Origin of the sequence: Cryobacterium sp. BB307 (genome assembly GCF_012274275.1) — a bacterium.
GTDB lineage: Bacteria > Actinomycetota > Actinomycetes > Actinomycetales > Microbacteriaceae > Terrimesophilobacter.
The window spans coordinates 425,226-447,516 of the sequence record NZ_JAANZA010000002.1 but is presented as its reverse complement, the minus strand read 5'-3'; the positions used below and the strand labels follow the sequence as shown (position 1 = coordinate 447,516).

The window sequence follows — 22,291 nt, the reverse complement described above, 5'->3', positions numbered from 1 at the left end:
CGCGCGGTCCGTTTCAGGGCCCGCGATAACCGAGCACAAGCCTATTGCCTACTGAACGCTCACGCTCGTGATGGTCGTCGGGATGACCGGAGCGCCGTCGTTGGCCCCACGGGGACCACCCGGCTGCACACCACCGCTTGCGATCTCCTCGATGAACCGGTCGAGCCCGTCGGTGACCTTGCCGAAGACGGTGTACCCGCCTGCCATATCGTCCGGCAGGCTGCCGTCCTCGTACATGATGAAGAACTGGTGCCCCTGGCTGTAGGCGTCGCCGCCCGCGCGCGCCATCGCGATCGTGCCCGCCGGGTAGACGCCGTCCTCCGGCGCGTTCTCGATGGGCCCGAAGCGGAAGTCGGGGTCGCCCGCGCCGGTTCCATCCAGGGAGCCGCACTGGATGAGCTTGACCCCAGCGTCGGTCAGGCGGTGGCAGATCTTGTCGACGAAGTAGCCGTCCTGCACCTGCTGGACGAACGCGGCGACAGCCTGCGGCGCCGCAGCACCGTCGAGTTCGAACGCGAGCGGCACTTCGTTGAGCACGAGCTCACCGGTCCAGGTGCGGAACTCGGAGAGCGCCGGGTCGGGGATGTCGCCGACGTTCTGCTGCGGCTCTGGGGTCGCTGTGGCCGACGGCTCCGGCGTGGGCTCCGGGGCGCCAGGTCCGGCGGTGAAGAACACCACCTGGGTGAGCGTGGCGAGAGCCGCGATGACGACGACACCGATGACAGCCAGCACGTTGTCCCGCTTGCGCCGCGACACCCGCTGCTTGTGCACTTCCTGCCGCGCGTTGAAACGACGCAGACGCTCGCGCGCCTGCCGTGCCTCACGATCGGCGCTCTTGCTCGGTGCCACGGAACCTCCATCTTGCGTTCACCTACGAACCGTCAAGAACACTACCGGTTGGGCGAAGGACGGTCGGTGCAGCCAACTACCATGGCCGCTATGGCCGATCTGCAACCGGGGTTGCGCACGGGCGCGACACCGCTCGCCGTGCGGATGCGACCGCGCACCCTCGACGAGTTGGCCGGCCAGAAGCACCTTCTGACGCCCGGCTCGCCCCTCATCAGCCTCGCCGGGGACACGACGGGGGAGCAGGGCGCGGTCTCCGTCATCCTGTGGGGGCCGCCCGGCACCGGCAAGACCACCATCGCCCAGGCGATCGCGCGCAGCTCCGGGCGCAAATTCGTCGAACTGTCCGCCGTCACCGCGGGAGTCAAGGACGTACGCCAGGTCATGCAGGACGCGATGTCGGCCCGCGACCTGTACGGCGTCTCGACGGTGCTGTTCCTCGACGAGATCCACCGTTTCACCAAGGCGCAGCAGGATGCCCTGCTTCCCGGCGTCGAGAACGGCTGGGTCATCCTCGTCGCAGCTACCACCGAGAACCCGTCGTTCTCGGTGATCGCGCCGCTGCTGTCCCGCTCCCTGCTGCTGACGCTCGAGCAGCTGTCCGACGACGACCTCGGCGAAGTCATCGACCGGGCACTGGGCGACGATCGCGGATTGGCGGATGCCGTCAGCCTGCAGCAGGATGCGCGGGCGGCCATCATCCGGTTGGCGTCCGGCGACGCGCGTCGCGCGCTCACCGCGTTGGAGGCATCCGCCGCCGCCGCGACCGCGCTGGCTGAGGATGGGAAGCCGGTCATCACGCCCGAGGTCGTCGCGACCGCTGTCGACCGGGCGCTGCTGCGATACGACCGGCAGGGTGACGAGCATTACGACGTGATCAGCGCCTTCATCAAGTCGGTCCGCGGCTCCGACGTCGACGCCGCGATTCATTACCTCGCCCGGATGATCGAGGCGGGGGAGGACCCGCGGTTCATCGCTCGGCGCATCATCATCCTGGCAGCGGAAGACATCGGCATGGCGGACCCGAACGCGCTCAACATCGCGGTATCCGCAGCCGAGGCGGTGCAGCTGATCGGAATGCCGGAGGGGAGGATCCCGCTCGCTGAAGCGGTGGTCTACCTGGCCACAGCACCGAAGTCCAACGCCGCGTACTCGGCGATCAACGCGGCGATCGCGGATGTCCGTGCAGGCAAGATCGGCCGGGTGCCCAAGCACTTGCGGGACGCGCACTACCCGGGAGCCAAACGGCTCGGCCACGGCAAGGGCTACCGTTACGCGCACGACTCCGATCTGGGGGTCGTCGAGCAGCAGTACCTCCCCGACGAGCTCCAGGGCACGCGGTACTACACGCCGACAGAGCACGGCAACGAGCGCGACGTGTCGGCGCGGCTGGCCAAGCTTCGGAAGATCATCCGCGGCGGTCGCGACTAGCATCCGATCGGCCCCGGCTGTCTGCTAACATTGATCCGCCTACAGTGGGCTCTCGCGCGCGGCTGCTTCGAGACTCAACTGGATGGGAACGCCCTTTAGCCGGACGGTACCCGTGGCGCATCCCTCTTCCATGAACCTGTCGCTGTGCGCGCATGCGCGGCAGTCGAAGACCGATGAACTCATTCGTACCGAAAGGAAACCGTGTCTACCAAGTCACGTACCCATAGCAAGACCCGCCTCTCGCGGGCTCTGGGCATCGCCCTCACCCCGAAGGCAGCCAAGTACCTCGAGAAGCGCCCCTACGCGCCGGGCGAGCACGGACGCACCCGCCGCAAGACCGACAGCGACTACGCCGTCCGTCTGCGGGAGAAGCAGCGTCTGCGCGCCCAGTACGGCATCCGCGAGGCGCAGCTGCGCATCGTGTTCCAGGAGGCCCGCCGCACCCAGGGCCTGACCGGTGAGAACCTGGTCGAGCTGCTGGAGATGCGCCTCGACGCCCTCGTGCTGCGTGCCGGCTTCGCCCGCACCACCGCGCAGGCTCGCCAGCTGATCGTGCACCGTCACATCATGGTCGACGGCCAGCGCGTCGACCGCCCGTCCTTCCGCGTGAAGCCGGGTCAGCTCATCCACGTGCACCCGCGCAGCGAGGTGCTCGAGCCGTTCCAGGTCGCGGCCGCCGGCGGTCACGCCGAGGTCCTGCCGAAGGTCCCGGGCTACCTCGAGGTCGAGCTCGACAAGCTGCAGGCTCGCCTGGTCCGCCGCCCGAAGCGCGCCGAGGTCCCGGTGACCTGCGAAGTGCAGCTCGTGGTCGAGTACTACGCAGCACGCTAAGCGACACAAAAGCTCCAAGCGAGTCGGGGCGGTTGCACTTCGGTGCGCCGCCCCGTTCGCGTTTAACATAGCTCGCTGGCCGTCCGCGCGCAGCAGGCGTCAACCGTGGCACGATTAGGCTTTATGAGTTCTTACTGAACTCACTCGACTTTTCATTTAGGAGCAGTGCTTATGGGCAAGGTGTTCTGGCTGATCGTCGGTGTCGGCGTCGGGTTCGTCGTTGCGCACCAGGTCAACAAGACTCCCGAGGGCAGGAAGTTCTTCGAGGACGTCGACAGCAAGGCCCGCGAGTTCGCGGACGCCGTCGTCGAGGGTTACCGGGCACGTGAGGCTGAGCTGCGTGGCGAGCTCGACGACGAGTTCGCCGCCAAGGCCGGCTGAGCACTGATTCCTCAGACCACTGCCTGCCGGGCCTCCCGGCACTGATCCGGGACAACCCATGCAAACCGCTGAAATCCGTCGCCGCTGGCTCGACTTCTTCGCCGAGCGCGGCCACACCGTCGTGCCGTCGGCCTCGCTCGTCAGCGACGACCCCACCCTCATGTTCACCATCGCCGGGATGGTGCCGTTCATCCCGTACCTGTCCGGTCTGGTTCCGGCGCCGTACCCGCGGGCGACGAGCGTGCAGAAGTGCATCCGCACCCTCGACATCGATGAGGTCGGCAAGACGACCCGCCACGGCACGTTCTTCCAGATGAACGGCAATTTCTCCTTCGGCGACTACTTCAAGGAAGGCGCGATCGGATACGCGTGGGAGCTGCTGACCACGAGCGAGTCGGATGGCGGCTACGGCTTCAACGAGCGTGACCTCTGGGTGACCGTCTACGAGGACGACGATGAGGCCGCTGCGCTGTGGAAGAAGGTCGCCGGGCTCCCGGATGAGCGCATCCAGCGGCTCGGCCGCGAGGACAACTACTGGCACACCGGCCAGTCCGGCCCCGGCGGTCCGTGCTCGGAGATCTACTTCGACCGTGGCCCCGCCTACGGCGCCGAGGGTGGGCCGGCCGCCGACGACAACCGGTTCGTGGAGATCTGGAACCTGGTCTTCATGCAGTACCTGCTCGATGATGTGCGCTCGAAGACCGAGTTCAGGATCGTCGGGGACCTGCCGAAGCAGAACATCGACACCGGCATGGGCATGGAGCGCGTCGCGTTCCTGAAGCAGGGTGTCGAGAACATGTACGAGATCGACCAGGTCCGGCCGGTGCTCGACCGGGCGGCCGAGCTCTCCGGACGCCGGTACGGTGCCGACCACGACGACGATGTGCGGATGCGTGTCATCGCCGACCACGTGCGCTCGGCGCTCATGCTCATGGCCGACGGTGTCGCACCGTCCAACGAGGGGCGCGGCTACATCCTGAGGCGCCTGCTGCGCCGCAGCGTGCGCGCGATGCGCCTGCTGGGGGTCGACGCGGCCACCTTCGACGTGCTGTTCCCCGCCTCCCGGGACGCGATGAAGTCCTCCTACCCTGAGGTGGAGCACGAGTTCGACCGTATCTCCCGCCTCGCCTACGCCGAGGAGGAGACCTTCCTCGGCACGCTCGAGAGCGGCACCAGCATCCTGGACGTCGCGGTGGAGAAGACCCGCGCATCCGGAAGCAAGGAGCTGCCGGGGGACACCGCGTTCCTGCTGCACGACACCTTCGGCTTCCCGATCGACCTGACCCTGGAGATGGCGGAGGAAGCGGGCCTGAGCGTCGACCGCGGCGCGTTCGACACCCTCATGGCCGAGCAGCGCTCCAAGGCGAAGGCGGATGCCCGCTCGCGCAAGTCGCACCTGGCCGACCTGTCGGTCTACAGCGAGTTCCGCGGGCTTGGCGAGACGGTGTTCACCGGCTACGAGTTCCTGGAGACCGACAGCCGGGTGCTCGGCCTGATCGTCGACGGCGAATCGGTTACCTCTGCAAGCGCGGGCCAGACGGCGGAGGTCATTCTCGCCGAGACCGCGCTGTACCCGGAGTCCGGCGGCCAGGATGCCGACGCTGGTCGCATCGTCGGCACCGGCTTCGACCTCGAGGTGCTCGACGTGCAGCGCCCGGTGAGGGGACTCATCAGCCACAAGGTGCAGGTCACCAGCGGCGAGGTCGCGGTCGGCGAACCGGCCACGAGCGTTGTCGACGCCGAGTACCGCCGTGGCGCCACGCAGGCGCACTCGGCGACCCACCTCATCCACGCCGCGCTGCGTGAGGTGCTCGGGCCGCAGGCGCACCAGTCCGGTTCGTACAACAAAGCCGGCTACATGCGCCTTGACTTCGGCTGGAGCCAACCGCTCTCCCCGGAGACCCGCTCCGAGATCGAAGAGCTCGCGAACGTCGCGATCCGCCGCAACCTCGAGGTCGAGACGCGCGTCATGCCGCTCGATGAGGCGAAGGCCCTGGGCGCCATGGCGCTGTTCGGGGAGAAGTACGGCGAGACCGTGCGGGTCGTGGACATCGGCGGGCCGTGGTCACGCGAGCTGTGTGCCGGCACCCACGTCACCCGCAGCTCCGAGGTCGGGCTGATCAGCGTCGTCAGTGAGGCATCCGTCGGCTCGACCAACCGCCGGATCGAGTCGTTGGTTGGTATGGAGGCATTCCGCGAACTGGCAACAGAGCGCGCGATCGTGTCGCAGCTGAGCGCCAACCTGAAGACTCCGCGTGAGCAGCTTCCGGAGCGCATCGCCGAGCTCATGGGCAACCTGAAGGCCGCGGAGAAGCGCATCGCCGCGTTCCAGGCGGCCGAGCTCGCGCAGCGCGCTCCGGCGCTCGCCTCCGGCGCGCAGCAGGTCGCTGGGGTGAAGCGCGTCGTCGACAGCATCGGCAGTGCCTCCTCAGCCGATGACCTCCGGTCGTTGGTGACGGATGTCCGTGGCCGGCTTGGCGCGGAGGCGGCCGTCGTCGCCCTCGCCGCGGACATCGGCGGCAAGCCGGCCGTGATCGTGGCCACCAACGACGCCGCTCGCGGTCTCGGCGTGAAGGCTGGCCCGCTGGCCAAGACCGCAGCGGGCGTGCTCGGCGGCGGTGGCGGCGGCAAGGACGAGCTCGCCCAGGGTGGCGGGTCTGACGTCTCGGCGATCCCGGCCGCGCTCGACTCCATCCGAGACGCCCTGCCGAGGTGACCATGCGCAGTGGCGTCCGGCTCGGCATCGACGTTGGCACCGTCCGCGTGGGCGTTGCGCGCAGCGACCTGCACGGCATGCTCGCAACCCCCGTCGAAACCGTCACCCGCGGCGACGGCGACGTCACTGCGATCCTGGCGATCGCCTCCGACCTGGAGGCAATCGAGTTGATCGTGGGACTGCCGCTGTCCCTGTCGGGGGCGCGGACGAGGTCGACGGATGACGCCGCCGAGTTCGCCGCTCGGCTCGCCGTAGGCGGGCGCCCGGTGAGGTTGGTCGACGAGCGCCTCTCCACCGTGAGCGCCCAGCAGTCCCTGCACGCCGCCGGGCGCGACACCAAGGGCTCTCGGAAGGTCATCGATCAGGTGGCCGCAACTATAATCCTTCAGCACGCCCTCGACTTCGAGCGCTCGTCCGGTACGGCACCGGGTGAGCTCGTCGTCTCAACCCAAGGACCGTGATCGTGGCAGACGAGCCCAACTGGGACGACATCTTCACCACGCAGCCGCAGGCTGCAGCGGAGCAACCGACGGAACCCGCCGACGGCGACGGGCTGCCGACCAGACGCTCTGCACGCCGGGAGCCGACCGCGCGTCGGCCTCGCCGCAGCGAGCGGCAGGACCGGGTCAGGGACCGGGGCCCCCGCAAGCGGCGCCGCTGGATTCCGTGGCTGATCTCCATCGTCGTTGTGCTCGGCCTCGGCGCCGGTGCGACGGCGGTCGTGTGGGCCAACTACGAGGACCAGATCCGCAAGGTGCTCGGCTGGGAGCTGCCGCCGGCCGACTTCGAGGGCAGCGGCACGGGCGAGGCGACCATCGTCATCAACAGCGGCGACAACGGCGCCGCAGTGGCGCGCGCGCTGCTCGAGGCGAACGTGATCGCCAGTTTCGACGCGTTCTACGACCTGCTCCTGGCGGACCCGAACGTTCAGTTCTTCCCTGGCTTCTACGTGCTCAAAGAGCAGATGAGCGCGCAAGCGGCGCTCGACGCGCTGCAGGACCCGGCCAATCGTGTCGAGAACACCGCGCTCATCCAGGAGGGCAAGAGCAAGGACCAGGCGTTTGAGATCCTGAGCGCGGCCACCGAGATCCCGATCGAGGAGTTTCAGGCAGAGGCCGAGGACCTCGCGAGCTTCGGCATCCCCGCAGAGGCCCCGAGCATCGAGGGCTACCTGTTCCCGGCCACCTACACCTTCGATCCAGGGGTCACGGCCCGCTCTGTGCTCGAGCGGCTCGTGAATCGCACCTTCGAGTCGCTGGATGCCGCCGGTGTTGCCCCGGAGGACCGGCATCGGGTGCTCACCATCGCGTCGCTCATCCAGCGTGAGGCCGGCAGCAAGGCGGAGGACTTCTACAAGGTCTCGCGTGTGGTCCAGAACCGGGTGAAGAGCGGCATGCTGCTGCAGTTCGACTCGACCTCGCACTACGGTTACGCCTGGGCGCACGGCGAGCGGCTCGACGGCGGCGTCTTCAGCAACACCGAAGAACTCACCGACGACAACCCGTACAACACCTACGTGCATGCCGGTCTGCCGATCGGGCCGATCGGCGCGGCAGGGGACCTCGCCATCAGAGCGGCGCTCGAGCCCGCCGACGGGGCGTGGCTGTACTTCGTCACGGTCAACCTGGAGACCGGGGAGACCGTGTTCTCCGACACCCTGAGCCAGCACAACGCGGCAGTGAAGCAGCTGCAGCAGTGGTGCCGGGATACCAGAAGCCCCACCTGCGGATGAGGCTCGCAGTCCTCGGGTCGCCGATCGCGCACTCGAAGTCCCCTGTGCTGCACCGGGCCGCCTACGACGTGCTCGGTCTCGATTGGGAGTACACCGCGATCGAGGTCGGCGCAGGCGGACTTGCCGACTTCCTCGCGAGCTGCGGACCGGACTGGCGTGGCCTCTCGCTCACCATGCCGCTCAAGCGCGAGGCACTGCCGCTGCTGGCCGAGGTCGAACCGGTCGCCGCACAGGTCGGTGCCGTGAACACCGTGTTGCTCCGCGACGGGGCGAGGGCCGGGTTCAACACCGACATCTACGGCGTGCAGCAGGCGCTTCGCGAACTGGGCGTAACCAGCCCGAGGACCGTGCTGCTTCTCGGCGCGGGAGCGACAGCGTCATCGGTGATCGCCGCGGTGCACGGCCTCGGCGCGACATGCGTCGTCATCGGCGCACGCACGCCGGGGAAGGCGGGCGAAGCGCTCAAGCTCGCCACCCGACTCGGCGTCACCGCAACCGCTCACGACTTCGACACCGCGGTGCGTGAGGCGGCGCAGAACGCGGACGTGGTCATCAGCACCCTGCCCGGCGACGCCGCGCTCGGCCGCGAACTGCCGACCGAGCTTCGGCAGTCGGTTCCGCTGTTCGACGTCGCCTACGCGCCGTGGCCGACCGCCATCGCACGGTCCTGGGCGGCGGTCGGCGGGACCGCGGCATCCGGTCTCGGGATGCTGCTGCACCAGGCGCTCCGGCAGGTGCGGATCTTCGTCACCGGCGACCCGGACCAGCCGCTGGACGACGAAGCCGCCGTGCTCACGGCCATGCGCCGGGCAATCGGGCACTGACGGCTGTGGGAAGATCGATTACATGCTTCGTTGGTTGACCGCTGGGGAATCGCACGGCCCCGAGCTCATTGCGATCCTCGAGGGGCTCCCGGCCGGAGTGCCGGTCAGCCTCGATGCCATCCGCGAGGATCTGGCCCGGCGCCGCCTGGGCTACGGCCGTGGTGCCAGGCAGAAGTTCGAGCAGGACGAGCTCGCTATTTCCGCGGGCGTCCGGTTCGGTGCGAGCATCGGCAGCCCCATCGCGGTGCGGATCGGCAACACCGAGTGGCCCCGCTGGGTCGAGGTGATGAGCGCTGAACCAGTCGACCCTGCGACTCTCCCCAAGGGCCGCGGCGCCCCGCTGACCCGGCCACGTCCCGGGCACGCCGACCTCACCGGCATGCAGAAGTACGGCTTCGACGAGGCCCGCAACGTGCTCGAACGCGCCAGCGCGCGAGAGACCGCCGCGCGCGTTGCCCTGGGCGCGGTCGCGCGCTCATTCTTGGAACAGCTCGGCATCCGGGTCATCAGCCACACCCTGTCGATCGGCTCCGTGCGGGTGCCAGCGGGCAGCGCCCTGCCGACACCCGATGACGTCGCCGCATTGGACGCCGACCCGCTGCGCTGCTTCGACCCCGACACCTCGACCAGGATGGTCGCCGAGGTCGATGACGCGCACGAGGCGGGCGACACGCTCGGTGGAGTCGTCGAAGTTCTCGCGTACGGCGTGCCGCCCGGACTCGGCTCGTACACCCACTGGGATCGCCGTCTGGATGCGCAGCTCGCCGCCGCCCTCATGGGCATCCAGGCCATCAAGGGCGTCGAGGTGGGCGACGGGTTCCTCACCGCAGCACGCCGCGGGTCCCAGGCCCACGACGAGTTGTTCCAGACCGACTCCGGCATCGCCCGCGCATCCGATCGTGCCGGTGGCACAGAGGGCGGCATGAGCACCGGAACCGTGCTGCGCGTGTCCGCCGCGATGAAACCGATCTCAACCGTCCCGCACGCCCTGCGCACCGTCGACGTCGCCACCGGAGGCACGGCGGATGCGCACCATCAGCGCTCCGACGTGTGCGCCGTGCCGGCCGCGGGCGTGGTCGGCGAGGCCATGGTCGCGCTCGTGCTCGCCAACGCCGTGCTGGAGAAGTTCGGCGGCGACTCCCTCGAGGAGACCAGGCGCAACCTCCAGGGCTACCTGGCCGCGATCCCCGACAACCTGCGCACCGACCCAGCCCTGTTCTCACCCGAATGACCGAATCGCCCGTCGCCGTGATCATCGGCCCGCCCGCCGCGGGCAAGACGCGCATCGGCCGTCACGTCGCTCGTCTGCTCGAGGTGCCGTTCATCGACGTCGACCACCGGATCCGGGAGGCCCACGGCCCGATCCCCGACATCTTCGCGGCCCACGGCGAAGAGCACTTCCGCGCCCTCGAGCGCGCTGAGGTCGCGCGCGCCCTGGGTGAGCATGCGATCGTCTCGCTGGGCGGGGGAGCAGTGCTCAACCCGGACACCCAACGCGACCTTGCCCAGCTCACTGTGATCGGACTCACCGTGAGCCCGGAGGCAGCCGCCGAGCGACTGGACTCGCACACGCGACCGCTCATCACCGGCGGCATCGACGCGTGGATGCGGCTGGTGGAGAGCCGTCGCGCCCTCTACGCCCAGCTCGCCACGGCAACCTGGGACACATCGAGGCACAGCGCCCCGAAGCTCGCCCACGACATCGCCAACTGGCTGAGCAGACGACCAAGCACCAAGGAGCAAGCATGACGACGACCATCACCGTCGCCGGTACCAACCCCTACGACGTCATCTTCGGACGCGGCACGAGCGCCGAAATCGCAGCGCAGCTCGGTTCCGGGGTGCGCAAGGTGCTCGTGGTGCACCCGCCGACGCTCGGGGCACGGGCCGAGGCGCTCCGGCAGTCCCTGGCCGGCGACTTCGAGGTGCTTCTTGCCGAGGTGCCGGATGCCGAGGCCGGCAAACGGGTCGAGGTTGCCGCGTTCTGCTGGCAGATCATGGGACAGTCCGACTTCACGCGTTCCGATGCGGTTATCGGCATGGGCGGGGGAGCAGCAACCGACCTCGCCGGTTTCGTCGCAGCCACCTGGCTGCGCGGGGTCCGGCTCATCCAGGTGCCGACCACCGTGCTGGGCATGGTGGATGCCGCGATCGGCGGCAAGACCGGTATCAACACCAACGAGGGCAAGAACTTGGTTGGCTCGTTCTATGAGCCGTCCGCGGTGATCGTCGACCTCGACCTGCTCGACGGTCTCAGCCAGATGGAGGTGCTCGCGGGCTTCGGCGAGGTCGTCAAGTACGGCTTCATCGCCGAGCCTGAGATCCTCGAGCTGATCGAGGCCGATGTCACGGCAGCGACCGACCCCAACTCGGACGCCTTCCGGCGCATCGTCGAGTTGTCGATCGGCATCAAGGCCAGGGTGGTCGGCAACGACTTCAAGGAGGCAGGCGAGCGCGAGATCCTCAACTACGGGCACACGCTCGGCCACGCCATCGAATTCGCCGAACGGTACCAGTGGCGTCACGGCGCCGCGGTCGCGATCGGCATGATGTACGCGGCGGAACTCGCTCGGCTGACCGGCCGACTCTCCGACGCCGTCGTCGACCGGCACCGCAGCATCCTCGAGTCCCTGCAGTTGCCGGTGACCTACCCGGCCGGCCGCTGGAACACTCTGCTGTCGGTGATGAAGCGGGACAAGAAGGCGCGCGGCGACCTGCTGCGCTTCATCGTGCTCGACGACGTCGCCCGGCCGACCGTGCTCGCCGGACCGGACGAGTCGCTGCTCTTCGCCGCCTACCAGGAGATCGGCTCCTAAGCCACCGGTCCCGCCCCACCGGTTTCCAACCAACCGGTTTCCAACAACTACAATGGCTCGGGCGCTACGCCCACCGACGACTCACGAACAGGAACTCTCATGGCCTCTACCGCTGACATCAAGAACGGTGCCGTTCTCAACATCGACGGCGCGCTGTGGACGGTGATCGAGTTCCAGCACGTGAAGCCGGGCAAGGGTGGCGCGTTCGTGCGCACCAAGCTCAAGAACGTCGTCACCGGCAAGACCGTGGACCGCACCTACAACGCGGGCACCAAGCTCGATTTCGAGAACGTCGACCGCCGCGACTTCACCTACCTGTACCGTGACGGCGACGGCTTCGTGTTCATGGACGCGACCGACTACGACCAGGTGACCGTGTCGGAGACCGTCGTCGGCGACGCCGCGAACTTCCTGCTGGAGAACCAGCCGGTCACCATCGCCCTGAACAACGGCAACCCTCTCTACCTGGACCTGCCGGCATCCGTGGTGCTGGAGATCACCTACACCGAGCCGGGCCTGCAGGGCGACCGCTCCACCGGCGGCACCAAGCCCGCGACGGTTGAGACCGGCTACCAGATCCAGGTCCCGCTGTTCCTCGAGGCGGGCACCAAGGTCAAGGTCGACACGCGCACCGGGGACTACCTCGGCCGCGTGAACGACTAGCGCGTATGAGCGCACGCACCAAGGCGCGCAAGCGCGCCCTCGACCTGCTGTACAGCGCAGACCTAACGCAGCGGCCGGTCGGTGACCTGCTCGCCGAGGAGGCCGGTCGTGCCGCCCGCGAACCGGCGCGCACCGCCTCCTGGGAGTACGCGCGACAGATCGTCGAGGGGGTCGAGGAGCACCGCGTCGAGATCGACGAGCTCATCGAGACCTACGCCCAGGGCTGGACCATCAAGCGGATGCCCGCGCTCGACCGGGCGATCACGCGCATCGGCATCTGGGAGCTCGCCTACAACGACGACATCCCCGCTGCCGTGGCGATCGCGGAAGCGGTCGAAGCTGCGACGACTTACAGCACCGACGACTCTGCCGGCTTCGTGAACGGGCTGCTTGGGCGCATCGCCGCCGTCGTCTGACCCGCCATCACACGCGAGAGGCTCGCCTCGAGCACGCAGTATGCTTGAGGCAAGAAGACATCCTTTAAAGCCGTCCGGAGAGGCGGGGAAGGAGGTCGGTATGACTGCGCGCACCGTTTTGCAGTCCTCTGACATCACCAGGGCGCTCACGCGCATCTCGCACGAGATCCTCGAGTCGAATCATGGCGGCAGCGACCTCGTCATCCTGGGAATTCCGACGCGCGGCGCCGTGCTGGCCGAGCGCATCGCCAGCATCCTCGACAGCATTGAGCCGGGCAGCGGCCAGGTCGGGACACTCGACGTCACGATGTACCGCGACGACCTCGGCCGGAACCCGACCCGCACGCCGCGGCCCACTCGCATTCCGTCCGGCGGGATCGACGGCAAGACCGTCGTGCTGGTCGACGACGTGCTCTACTCCGGGCGGACGATTCGCGCGGCGCTGGACGCGCTCGGTGACTTGGGCAGGCCGCGCGCGGTCCGGCTGGCCGTGCTCGTCGACCGTGGCCACCGGGAATTGCCGATCCGGGCCGACTTCGTCGGTAAGAACCTGCCGTCGTCCGCTGCCGAACGCGTCAACGTGCGTGTGCGCGAGGTCGACGGTGAGGAGCACGTCTCCATCGAGACACCGAGCCCATCGGAAGGGCAGGCGCGATGAGGCACCTGCTGTCGACCCGCGACCTGACCCGCGACGACGCCATCGGCATCCTCGACGTCGCGGAGGACATGGCGGATGTCGCCAGCCGCTCGGTGCCGAAGCTTCCGACCCTGCGGGGCCGGACCGTCGTCAACCTGTTCTTCGAGGACTCCACCCGCACCCGCATCTCGTTCGAGGCCGCCGCGAAGCGGCTGAGCGCCGACGTCATCAACTTCGCCGCGAAGGGCTCGAGTGTCTCCAAGGGCGAGAGCCTGAAGGACACCGCGCAGACCCTCGCGGCGATGGGGGTCGACGCGGTGGTCATGCGTCACCCGGCATCCGGGGCGCCCAACGTGCTCGCGTCGAGCGATTGGGTCGACGCCGGTGTGATCAACGCCGGGGACGGCACCCACGAGCACCCGACCCAGGCGCTGCTCGACGCGTTCACCATCCGCCGCCGGCTGCACGGGGACGCCAGCCGCGGGAAGGACCTCGACGGGACCTCGGTGACCATCGTCGGGGACATCCTGCACTCGCGGGTTGCGCGGTCCAACGTGTGGCTGCTGGCCACCCTCGGCGCTCGCGTGCACCTGGTCGCCCCCGGCACGCTCATGCCGGTCGCGATCGACGGCTGGCCGGCGACGACGGGCCACGACCTGGACGAGGCGATCGACGCGGCACCGGATGTCGTCATGATGCTGCGCATCCAGGCGGAGCGGATGCAGGACGCCTTCTTCCCGAACGCGCGCGAGTACTCCAGACAGTGGGGACTCGACGACGAGCGACTGGCGCGTCTGGGCGCGGGTAGCATTGTCATGCACCCCGGCCCGATGAATCGTGGGCTGGAGATCTCTGCCAACGCCGCCGACTCCCCGCGGTCGACGGTGCGAGAACAAGTCGCGAACGGGGTGTCGGTGAGGATGGCTGTGCTGTACCTCCTGCTGGCTTCAGATCGGGAGGCGCTGCTCAAGTGAACCAAAGACTGCATGTGCGCGGCGCGACGCTCCCCGGAGGCTCCACCGCAGACATCCTGATCGAGAACGGCACCATCACTGGACTCGGCCGCAGCCTCGACTCCTCGGGCGCCACCAGCATCGACGCCGACGGGCTCATCGCGCTGCCCGGTCTCGTCGACCTGCACACCCACCTGCGGGAACCCGGCTTCGAGCAGAGCGAGACCGTGCTCACCGGCTCGCGCGCGGCCGCGGCCGGCGGGTTCACCGCTGTGCACGCGATGGCGAACACCTCACCGGTTGCCGACACCGCCGGCGTCGTCGAGCAGGTACAGGCCCTCGGACGGGCCGCCGGGTACGTCACCGTGCGTCCGGTCGGTGCCGTCACCGTTGGGCTCGCGGGGGAGCGTCTCGCCGAGATTGGCGCCATGGCGCGCAGCCGCGCCCAGGTGCGCGTATTCTCCGACGACGGCAAGTGCGTCTGGGACGCCCTCCTCATGCGCCGCGCGCTCGAATACGTCAAGACCTTCGACGGCGTCGTCGCGCAGCACGCGCAGGAGCCACGATTGACCCTCGACGCGCAGATGAACGAGGGAGCGCTGTCCAGCGAGCTCGGACTGGCCGGCTGGCCCGCCGTCGCCGAGGAGGCGATCATCGCGCGTGATGTCCTCATCGCCGAGCACGTCGGCGCGCGCGTGCACATCTGCCACGTCTCGACCGCGGGTGCCGTCGACGTTGTGCGTTGGGCGAAGGCGCGCGGCATCGCGGTGACCGCAGAGGTCACACCGCACCACCTGCTGCTCACCGAAGACCTCATCCGCGGCTACGACGCACGCTTCAAGGTCAACCCGCCGCTGCGCAGCGACGACGACGTGCGGGCGCTGCGCGCAGGGCTCGCCGACGGCACCATCGACATCGTCGCCACCGACCACGCGCCGCACCCGCTCGAGGCCAAGGAAGCGGAGTGGAGCGCCGCCGCATTCGGCATGGTCGGCCTCGAATCCGCGCTGTCCGTCGTGCAGGCATCCGTCGTCGACAGTGGAGAGCTCGGCTGGGCGGATGTCGCCAGGGTGCTGTCCGCTGCGCCCGCGGCGATCGGCCGACTCGACGGCTACGCGCAAGGCATCGCGGTCGGCGCGCCGGCCAACCTCACCCTCTACGACGCATCCGCCACCCGCACCTTCGCGCCGGAGCACCTGAGCGGCAAGAGCATCAACTCGCCCTACTTCGGGCGGGAACTGCCCGGTCGGGTGGTCGCGACCATCCACGAAGGACGGCAGACGGTGATCGACGGTGAACTCGTCGCCGCCGAAGAGTTCGCCGACCGTGGCACGCACGAGGTGGCGCGTGGATAGGCTCGTCCCCGCCGCGATCGTGATCCTGGTCCTCGCGCTCATCCTCATAGCCATGTACCTCGGCTGGCGGTCCCGCAAACAGCGCCAGCGTGACATTGCGGTGCCCGAGGCCGCGCCGGCCGGGCTCGGCGCCGCACTGCACGAAAGCGACGCGCTGCACGCCGCGACGACCATCGCCGATACGCCGCTCGAGCGCGTCACCGTCGGTCCGCTCGCGTTCCGGGCGCGCGCGACGGTCTCCGTACACGAGGAGGGCGTGCTGCTCGAACTGCGCGGCGAGGATCCGGTGTTCGTGCCAGCCTCGGACATCGTCTCGGTGGAGCGCGCAACCTGGACCATCGGCAAGGGCGTCGAGACCGGTGGACTGATCTGCCTGCGCTGGCGGCTTTCAGCCACCGAGGTCGACACCTACCTGCGGGCGGCCGCGGACAGCGGACTGCTCGAGGCGATTGCCTCTGTCCTGGAAAGGGAGAACTAAGTGACAGCACCCCACAGCGCGGTACTCGTGCTCGAGGACGGCACCCGTTACGTCGGCACCGCGTACGGCGCACTCGGCCGGACGCTCGGCGAGGCGGTGTTCGCCACCGGCATGACCGGCTACCAGGAGACGCTGACCGACCCGTCCTATGCCGGCCAGATCGTGCTCATGACCGCTCCGCACATCGGCATCACCGGTGTCAACGGTGAGGACGGCGAATCGGACCGGATCTGGGTCTCCGGTTTCATCGTGCGCGACCCTGCACGCACCGTGTCCAACCATCGCGCCACCGGCAGCCTCGACGACGCCCTCGTCGAGCAAGGCGTCGTCGGCATCAGCGGCATCGACACCCGAGCGGTCACCAGGCGGCTGCGCGACGCCGGCGTCATGCGCGCCGGGATCTTCTCAGGGCCGGATGCCGCGCTCGGGGAGGACGAGCAGCTCGCTGCAGTGCGGGCATCCGAGTCGATGACCGGCCGCAACCTCTCGGCCACCGTCTCCACCCCAGAGCCGTACCTGCTCGAGGCCGAGGGCGAACGCATCGGGTCGGTCGCGGTGCTCGACCTCGGCGTCAAGGCGTCGACCCTCGCCTACCTGACCGCACGCGGTTTCGACGTGCATGTGCTGCCGCAGGCGACCACCAAGGACGAGCTGTTCGCGCTGAAGCCGGATGCGGTGTTCTTCTCGAACGGGCCAGGTGACCCCGCCGGGTCGGACAGCCACGTCGAGCTGCTGCAGGCGGTGCTGCGTGAGCGGCTCCCGTTCTTCGGCATCTGCTTCGGCAACCAGCTGCTCGGCCGCGCCCTCGGCTACCAGACCTACAAGCTCCCATACGGCCACCGTGGCATCAACCAGCCGGTCGTCGACCGCGCCACCGGACGCACGGAGATCACCGCCCACAACCACGGCTTCGCTGTCGACGCGCCCGTCGACACGGTGAGCGACTCGCCCGCCGGGTTCGGTCGGGTCGAGGTGAGCCACGTCAACCTCAACGACAACGTCGTCGAGGGCCTGAACGCCCTCGACATCCCCGCATTCTCGGTGCAATACCACCCGGAGGCCGCCGCGGGACCGCACGACGCCAACTACCTCTTCGACCGGTTCCGGCAATTGGTCATCGATTCACGCACCACCACTGGAGACAAGGCCTGATGCCCAAGCGCAGCGACATCAACAGCGTTCTCGTGATCGGCTCCGGGCCGATCGTCATCGGCCAGGCCGTCGAGTTCGACTACTCGGGCACGCAAGCCTGCCGGGTGCTGCGGGAGGAGGGCGTGCGGGTCATCCTGATCAACTCCAACCCGGCGACGATCATGACCGACCCCGACTTCGCCGACGCGACCTACGTCGAGCCGATCACCTGGGAGGTCATCTCCTCGATCATCGAGAAGGAGCGGCCGGATGCGATCCTGCCGACCCTGGGCGGGCAGACTGCACTGAACGCGGCCATCGAACTGCACGAACACGGCGTGCTGGAGAAGTACGGCGTCGAGCTGATCGGCGCGAACCTGGACGCGATCCGCAAGGGCGAGGACCGACAGCTGTTCAAGGACCTGGTGCTCGCCTCGGGCGCCGACGTCGCCCGCAGCCACGTGGCGCACACCGTCGAGGAGGCGATCGAATTCGCCGAGGACCTCGGCTACCCGCTCGTCATCCGCCCGTCATACACCATGGGCGGGCTCGGCTCCGGCTTCGCCTACACCCGCGAAGAGCTCATCCGGATGGTCACCGACGGCCTGCACCAAAGCCCGACCACCGAGGTGCTGCTCGAGGAGTCGATCCTCGGCTGGAAGGAGTACGAACTCGAGCTCATGCGCGACAACTCGGACAACACCGTGGTGGTCTGCTCGATCGAGAACGTGGACCCGGTCGGCGTCCACACCGGGGACTCCATCACCGTTGCCCCGGCGCTGACCCTCACCGACCGGGAGTTCCAGAACCTGCGCGACATCGGCATCGACATCATCAGACGTGTCGGCGTCGACACCGGCGGCTGCAACATCCAGTTCGCCGTCGACCCGAAGGACGGCAGGGTCATCGTCATCGAGATGAACCCGCGCGTCTCCCGCTCGAGCGCGCTCGCAAGCAAGGCGACCGGGTTCCCGATCGCCAAGATCGCCGCCAAGCTGGCGATCGGCTACCGGCTCGACGAGATCCCGAACGACATCACCAGGGTGACCCCGGCGAGCTTCGAGCCGACCCTCGACTACGTCGTGGTCAAGGTGCCCCGCTTCGCGTTCGAGAAGTTCCCCGCTGCCGACACGACCCTCACTACGACCATGAAGTCTGTCGGTGAGGCGATGGCGATCGGCCGCAACTACGCCACCGCGCTGCAGAAGGCGCTCCGCTCGCTGGAGAAGCGCGGCTCATCGTTCCACTGGCTGGGCGAACCGGGGGACCCCGCCGAACTGCTCGAGCTCGCGAGCGTTCCCACCGATGGCCGAATCGTCACCCTTCAGCAGGCGCTGCGTGCCGGTGCGACCATCGAGCAGGCGCACGAGGCGACGGGCATCGACCCGTGGTTCCTCGACCAGATCGTGCTCATCAACGAGGTCGCAGCAGAGGTGGCCGCCGCGCCGAGCCTCGACGCAGAACTGCTGCGCCACGCCAAGAACCACGGCTTCAGCGACGCGCAGCTCGGACAGCTGCGCGGGCTCGACGAACACGAGGTGAGCGCCATCCGGCACAACGCTGGCGTGCGCCCGGTCTACAAGACGGTGGACACCTGCGCGGGCGAGTTCCCCGCCTTCACCCCGTACCACTACTCCAGCTACGACCAGGAGACCGAGGTCGAGCCCAGCGACGCCAAGAAGATCATCATCATCGGCAGCGGCCCGAACCGCATCGGCCAGGGCGTCGAGTTCGACTACTCGTGCGTGCACGCCGCGTTCTCGCTGTCTGAAGCCGGGTTCGAGACGATCATGGTGAACTGCAACCCGGAGACCGTCTCCACCGACTACGACACCTCTGACCGGCTCTACTTCGAGCCGCTCACCCTCGAGGACGTGCTCGAAGTGGTCGAGGCGGAGAAATCCAGTGGCGAACTCGTCGGCGCGATCGTGCAGCTCGGCGGCCAGACCGCGCTCGGGCTCGCGAAGGGGCTGCAGGACGCCGGTGTCCCGATCCTGGGTACCAGTCCGGATGCGATCGACCTCGCCGAGGAACGCGGCCTGTTCTCCGGCATCCTCGACGCCGCGGGCCTGCTCGCCCCGAAGAACGGGACAGCTACCGACAGGGACAGCGCGATCGCGGTCGCGGAGGAGATCGGCTACCCGGTGCTGGTGCGCCCCAGCTTCGTGCTCGGCGGGCGCGGCATGGAGATCGTCTACGACTCAGAGTCGATGGCCGGCTACTTCGAACGCGTCGCCGGTCAGGCCATCATCGGCCCGGGCTCGCCGCTGCTCGTCGACCGCTTCCTCGATGACGCGGTCGAGATCGACGTCGACGCGCTGTTCGACGGCACCGACCTGTACGTCGGCGGCATCATGGAGCACCTCGAGGAGGCGGGCATTCACTCCGGCGACTCGTCCTGCACGCTGCCGCCGGTGACCCTCGGGGACGACATCATCGACGCGGTACGCACCGCCACCCGCTCCATCGCCGAGGGAATCGGCGTGCGTGGGCTGCTCAACGTGCAGTTCGCGATCGGACAGGACCTGCTCTACGTGCTCGAGGCCAACCCGCGCGCTTCACGCACCGTCCCGTTCGTCTCCAAGGCGCTCGGCATCCCGCTGGCGAAGGCAGCGTCCCGGCTGATGGCAGGCGAGAGCATCGCCGAGCTGATCGCATCCGGGCTGCTCCCGGCGAAGGACGGCTCCGATGTGCCGATGGACGCGCCGGTGGCGGTGAAGGAGGCGGTGCTGCCGTTCAAGCGGTTCCGGACACGCGAGGGCAGGATCGTCGACTCCGTGCTCGGCCCCGAGATGCGCTCGACCGGTGAGGTCATGGGCATCGACTCGAACTTCCCGAAGGCGTTCGCGAAGAGCCAGGCCGCCGCCTACGGCGGGCTTCCGTCCAGCGGCACGGTCTTCGTCTCCGTCGCCGACCGGGACAAGCGCGCGATCGTGCTGCCGGTGATGCGACTGCTGCAGCTCGGTTTCACGGTGCTTGCGACTTCAGGGACCGCGAGGATCCTGGCGCGGAACGGCATCGAGGCGACGGTCGTGCGCAAGCACTCCGACGTCCGCGGACCGGGGGAGCGCACCATCGTCGAACTGATCAGCGCTGGTGAGGTGGACATCGTCATCAACACGCCGAGCGGGCGCTCGGCGCGTGTCGACGGCTACGAGATCCGCACCGCGACGGTTGCCGCCGATAAGGCGCTGTTCACGACCATCGCGCAGCTCTCTGCCGCCGTGTCGTCGATCGAGACCATCCCGGATGGCTTCGACGTGCGGTCCCTGCAGGACTACGAGCGCGACCGCGCGGCGCGCCTGGCGAAATGAGCGCTGACCGGATGGCTCCGTTCGGTGAGCGACTGGCCGCCGCGATCTCCTCGCGCGGCAACCTGTGCGTCGGCATCGACCCACAGCGCACAGTGCTGAAGGCATGGGGGCTCGACGACACCGCAGACGGCGCGCGCGAGCTGGGCTTGCGGGTCATCGAGGCGTCGGCGGGGCGCGTGCCCGCGGTCAAACCGCAGGTGGCGTTCTTCGAACGCTTCGGAGCTGCAGGCTTCTCGGCCCTCGAGCGGGTGCTGGCCGCGGCGCGCGCCGCCGGCCTGCTGGTCATCGCCGATGCCAAGCGCGGCGACATCGGCAGCACCCTCGACGGGTACGGTGACGCCTGGCTCACACCGGGCAGCCCGCTGGAGGCCGACGCGCTGACCGTCAACCCGTTCCTCGGAATCGGTGCCCTGCGCGGCGCCGTCGACCTGGCCCACCACAACGGGAAGGGCCTGTTCGTGCTCGCGGCGACCTCCAACCCGGAAGGCTTCGAGTCGCAATCCGCGGTGCTCGGCACCGGCAACCGGCAAGGAACCAGCGTCGCCGCGGGTATCGTCGAGGACGTGCGATCCCTCAACGCGGATGCCCGTGGTCCGGTCGGCTCGATCGGGCTCGTCCTCGGCGCGACCGCCGACTTCCCCGCCCTCGGCATCAACCTGGACGGCGTCGCCGGACCCCCTGCGACACCAGTGCTCGCACCAGGCTTCGGGCACCAGGGCGCCCAGCTCGCCGACTTCCGGCCGATCTTCGGGCAGGCAGCGGGAGCCACTCTCGCTTCGGTCTCCCGGACGGTGCTGAGCGCCGGGCCGCACCGGATCGTCGCGGCGATCGAGAGCGCGTCGGAAGAGCTCGCCGCGTGAGCCAGGTGAACCCGCCCGAGGTCGATCGCGCGGCCGCGTCGCGCGCCGCCGTCGCCGCACGTCGCGCGCGCGCACAAGTGAAACGCGCCGTCGCCGAGCGCACCCGCAGCGCCTCCGACGTGCTGGAGACCGGGCTGAGCGACGGCAGCAGCGCGGAAGCAAGCCTGCGCGTGCGGGAACTGCTCGGGAGCATCCCCGGCATGGGCCCGGTGCGCAGCGGCCGCGTCATGCAGCAACTCGGCATCGCGGACTCCAAGCGGGTCGGCGGTCTCGGCAGCCGGCAGCGCAAGGCGCTGCAGGAATTCCTCGCGCAGCGAGAGAGCAGCGGGACCAGGCCGGCGAGCCGGCTCGTCGTGCTGGCTGGGCCGACCGCGGTCGGCAAGGGCACCGTGTCCGGCTACATCCGGGAGAACTACCCTGACGTGCTGCTCTCGGTGTCCGCGACCACCCGCAAGCCGCGCCCGGGCGAGATCGACGGCGTCAACTACCACTTCGTCAGCGACGACGAGTTCGACCGGCTGATCGCAACCGGCGAGATGCTCGAGTACGCGACGGTGCACAACGCCTACCGCTACGGAACCCCGCGCGCCCCGATCGAGCGTGCGTTGAACGAGGGCCGCAGCGTGCTGCTGGAGATCGACCTGCAGGGTGCGCGCTCGGTGCGCAGCCAGATGCCGGACGCGACATTAGTGTTCCTGCTGCCCCCGACCTGGGAGGAGCTCGTCCGCCGGCTCATCGGCCGCGGCACAGAGGACAGCGCCGAACAGGCGCGCAGACTGGAGACCGCAAAGGTCGAATTGGCAGCCCAGGACGAGTTCGATTACCGCATCGTGAACGCCGAGGTAAGCCAAGCCGCGCGCGAGGTCGTAGACTTGATGTCGATCTCGAACTAAGTAATGAGGAGTTT

The 22,291-nt window shown here is 68.7% G+C and carries 21 protein-coding genes; 20 read left to right on the top strand and 1 reads right to left on the bottom strand.

All coding sequences use genetic code 11. The features are described 5' to 3' along the window. Positions 1 to 48: 48 nt before the first annotated feature. A complete protein-coding gene (locus HGK58_RS09445) occupies positions 49 to 849 on the bottom strand; it encodes a peptidylprolyl isomerase (RefSeq protein WP_168627327.1) in 801 nt (266 codons plus the stop codon). 90 nt (positions 850 to 939) lie between these two features. Between HGK58_RS09445 and HGK58_RS09440 the strand changes: the two genes are divergently transcribed. The 20 genes from HGK58_RS09440 (at position 940) to gmk (ending at position 22,277) form a co-directional block, all read left to right on the top strand. Further along, positions 940 to 2,277, top strand: a complete 1,338-nt coding sequence (locus tag HGK58_RS09440) for a replication-associated recombination protein A (RefSeq protein WP_168627326.1) — start codon at positions 940 to 942, stop codon at positions 2,275 to 2,277. 201 nt (positions 2,278 to 2,478) lie between these two features. Continuing rightward, complete coding sequence (gene rpsD / locus HGK58_RS09435; protein ID WP_168627325.1) at positions 2,479 to 3,108, top strand: 30S ribosomal protein S4; 630 nt, start codon at positions 2,479 to 2,481, stop codon at positions 3,106 to 3,108. Positions 3,109 to 3,279: 171 nt separating this feature from the next. After that, positions 3,280 to 3,489, top strand: coding sequence for a hypothetical protein (locus tag HGK58_RS09430; protein WP_168627324.1), 210 nt, complete (start codon positions 3,280 to 3,282; stop codon positions 3,487 to 3,489). A 58-nt stretch (positions 3,490 to 3,547) separates the two neighbouring features. Next, entirely contained in the window at positions 3,548 to 6,205 is a 2,658-nt protein-coding gene (gene alaS / locus HGK58_RS09425) for an alanine--tRNA ligase (protein WP_168627323.1), read from the top strand. Between the two features lie 2 nt (positions 6,206 to 6,207). Then, the gene (ruvX, locus tag HGK58_RS09420; RefSeq protein WP_168627322.1) at positions 6,208 to 6,666 is read left to right on the top strand and encodes a Holliday junction resolvase RuvX; all 459 of its coding nucleotides are present in this window, start codon (positions 6,208 to 6,210) and stop codon (positions 6,664 to 6,666) included. A gap of 2 nt (positions 6,667 to 6,668) precedes the next feature. Beyond that, positions 6,669 to 7,937, top strand: coding sequence for an endolytic transglycosylase MltG (mltG, locus tag HGK58_RS09415; protein WP_168627321.1), 1,269 nt, complete (start codon positions 6,669 to 6,671; stop codon positions 7,935 to 7,937). Beyond that, on the top strand, positions 7,934 to 8,761 hold the full coding sequence (locus HGK58_RS09410) for a shikimate dehydrogenase (protein ID WP_168627320.1): 828 nt from the start codon (positions 7,934 to 7,936) through the stop codon (positions 8,759 to 8,761). Before mltG ends, HGK58_RS09410 begins: the two co-directional genes overlap by 4 nt. Before the next feature lie 22 nt (positions 8,762 to 8,783). Next, a complete protein-coding gene (gene aroC / locus HGK58_RS09405) occupies positions 8,784 to 9,992 on the top strand; it encodes a chorismate synthase (RefSeq protein ID WP_168627319.1) in 1,209 nt (402 codons plus the stop codon). Continuing rightward, positions 9,989 to 10,510, top strand: coding sequence for a shikimate kinase (locus tag HGK58_RS09400; RefSeq protein ID WP_168627318.1), 522 nt, complete (start codon positions 9,989 to 9,991; stop codon positions 10,508 to 10,510). The genes aroC and HGK58_RS09400 overlap by 4 nt, the downstream gene beginning before the upstream one ends. Further along, positions 10,507 to 11,577 (top strand): 3-dehydroquinate synthase, encoded by a 1,071-nt coding sequence (gene aroB / locus HGK58_RS09395; RefSeq protein ID WP_168627317.1) that lies wholly within the window; start codon positions 10,507 to 10,509, stop codon positions 11,575 to 11,577. Before HGK58_RS09400 ends, aroB begins: the two co-directional genes overlap by 4 nt. A 99-nt stretch (positions 11,578 to 11,676) precedes the next feature. Continuing rightward, entirely contained in the window at positions 11,677 to 12,240 is a 564-nt protein-coding gene (gene efp / locus HGK58_RS09390) for an elongation factor P (protein WP_168627316.1), read from the top strand. A gap of 5 nt (positions 12,241 to 12,245) precedes the next feature. Beyond that, positions 12,246 to 12,656 carry a transcription antitermination factor NusB gene (nusB, locus tag HGK58_RS09385; protein WP_168627315.1) on the top strand — a complete coding sequence of 137 codons (411 nt, stop codon included), beginning with the start codon at positions 12,246 to 12,248 and terminating at the stop codon, positions 12,654 to 12,656. Positions 12,657 to 12,756: 100 nt separating this feature from the next. After that, positions 12,757 to 13,314 (top strand): bifunctional pyr operon transcriptional regulator/uracil phosphoribosyltransferase PyrR, encoded by a 558-nt coding sequence (gene pyrR, locus HGK58_RS09380; protein WP_168627314.1) that lies wholly within the window; start codon positions 12,757 to 12,759, stop codon positions 13,312 to 13,314. Continuing rightward, entirely contained in the window at positions 13,311 to 14,267 is a 957-nt protein-coding gene (locus HGK58_RS09375; RefSeq protein WP_168627313.1) for an aspartate carbamoyltransferase catalytic subunit, read from the top strand. The genes pyrR and HGK58_RS09375 overlap by 4 nt, the downstream gene beginning before the upstream one ends. After that, a complete protein-coding gene (locus HGK58_RS09370; protein ID WP_168627312.1) occupies positions 14,264 to 15,601 on the top strand; it encodes a dihydroorotase in 1,338 nt (445 codons plus the stop codon). The genes HGK58_RS09375 and HGK58_RS09370 overlap by 4 nt, the downstream gene beginning before the upstream one ends. After that, positions 15,594 to 16,079, top strand: a complete 486-nt coding sequence (locus HGK58_RS09365; RefSeq protein WP_168627311.1) for a hypothetical protein — start codon at positions 15,594 to 15,596, stop codon at positions 16,077 to 16,079. The genes HGK58_RS09370 and HGK58_RS09365 overlap by 8 nt, the downstream gene beginning before the upstream one ends. Further along, positions 16,080 to 17,231, top strand: a complete 1,152-nt coding sequence (carA, locus tag HGK58_RS09360) for a glutamine-hydrolyzing carbamoyl-phosphate synthase small subunit (RefSeq protein ID WP_168627310.1) — start codon at positions 16,080 to 16,082, stop codon at positions 17,229 to 17,231. Then, positions 17,231 to 20,524, top strand: coding sequence for a carbamoyl-phosphate synthase large subunit (carB, locus tag HGK58_RS09355; RefSeq protein WP_168627309.1), 3,294 nt, complete (start codon positions 17,231 to 17,233; stop codon positions 20,522 to 20,524). The genes carA and carB overlap by 1 nt, the downstream gene beginning before the upstream one ends. Beyond that, positions 20,521 to 21,384 carry an orotidine-5'-phosphate decarboxylase gene (pyrF, locus tag HGK58_RS09350; protein WP_227412041.1) on the top strand — a complete coding sequence of 288 codons (864 nt, stop codon included), beginning with the start codon at positions 20,521 to 20,523 and terminating at the stop codon, positions 21,382 to 21,384. Before carB ends, pyrF begins: the two co-directional genes overlap by 4 nt. Beyond that, on the top strand, positions 21,381 to 22,277 hold the full coding sequence (gene gmk, locus HGK58_RS09345; protein WP_168627308.1) for a guanylate kinase: 897 nt from the start codon (positions 21,381 to 21,383) through the stop codon (positions 22,275 to 22,277). The genes pyrF and gmk overlap by 4 nt, the downstream gene beginning before the upstream one ends. Positions 22,278 to 22,291 lie beyond the last annotated feature (14 nt).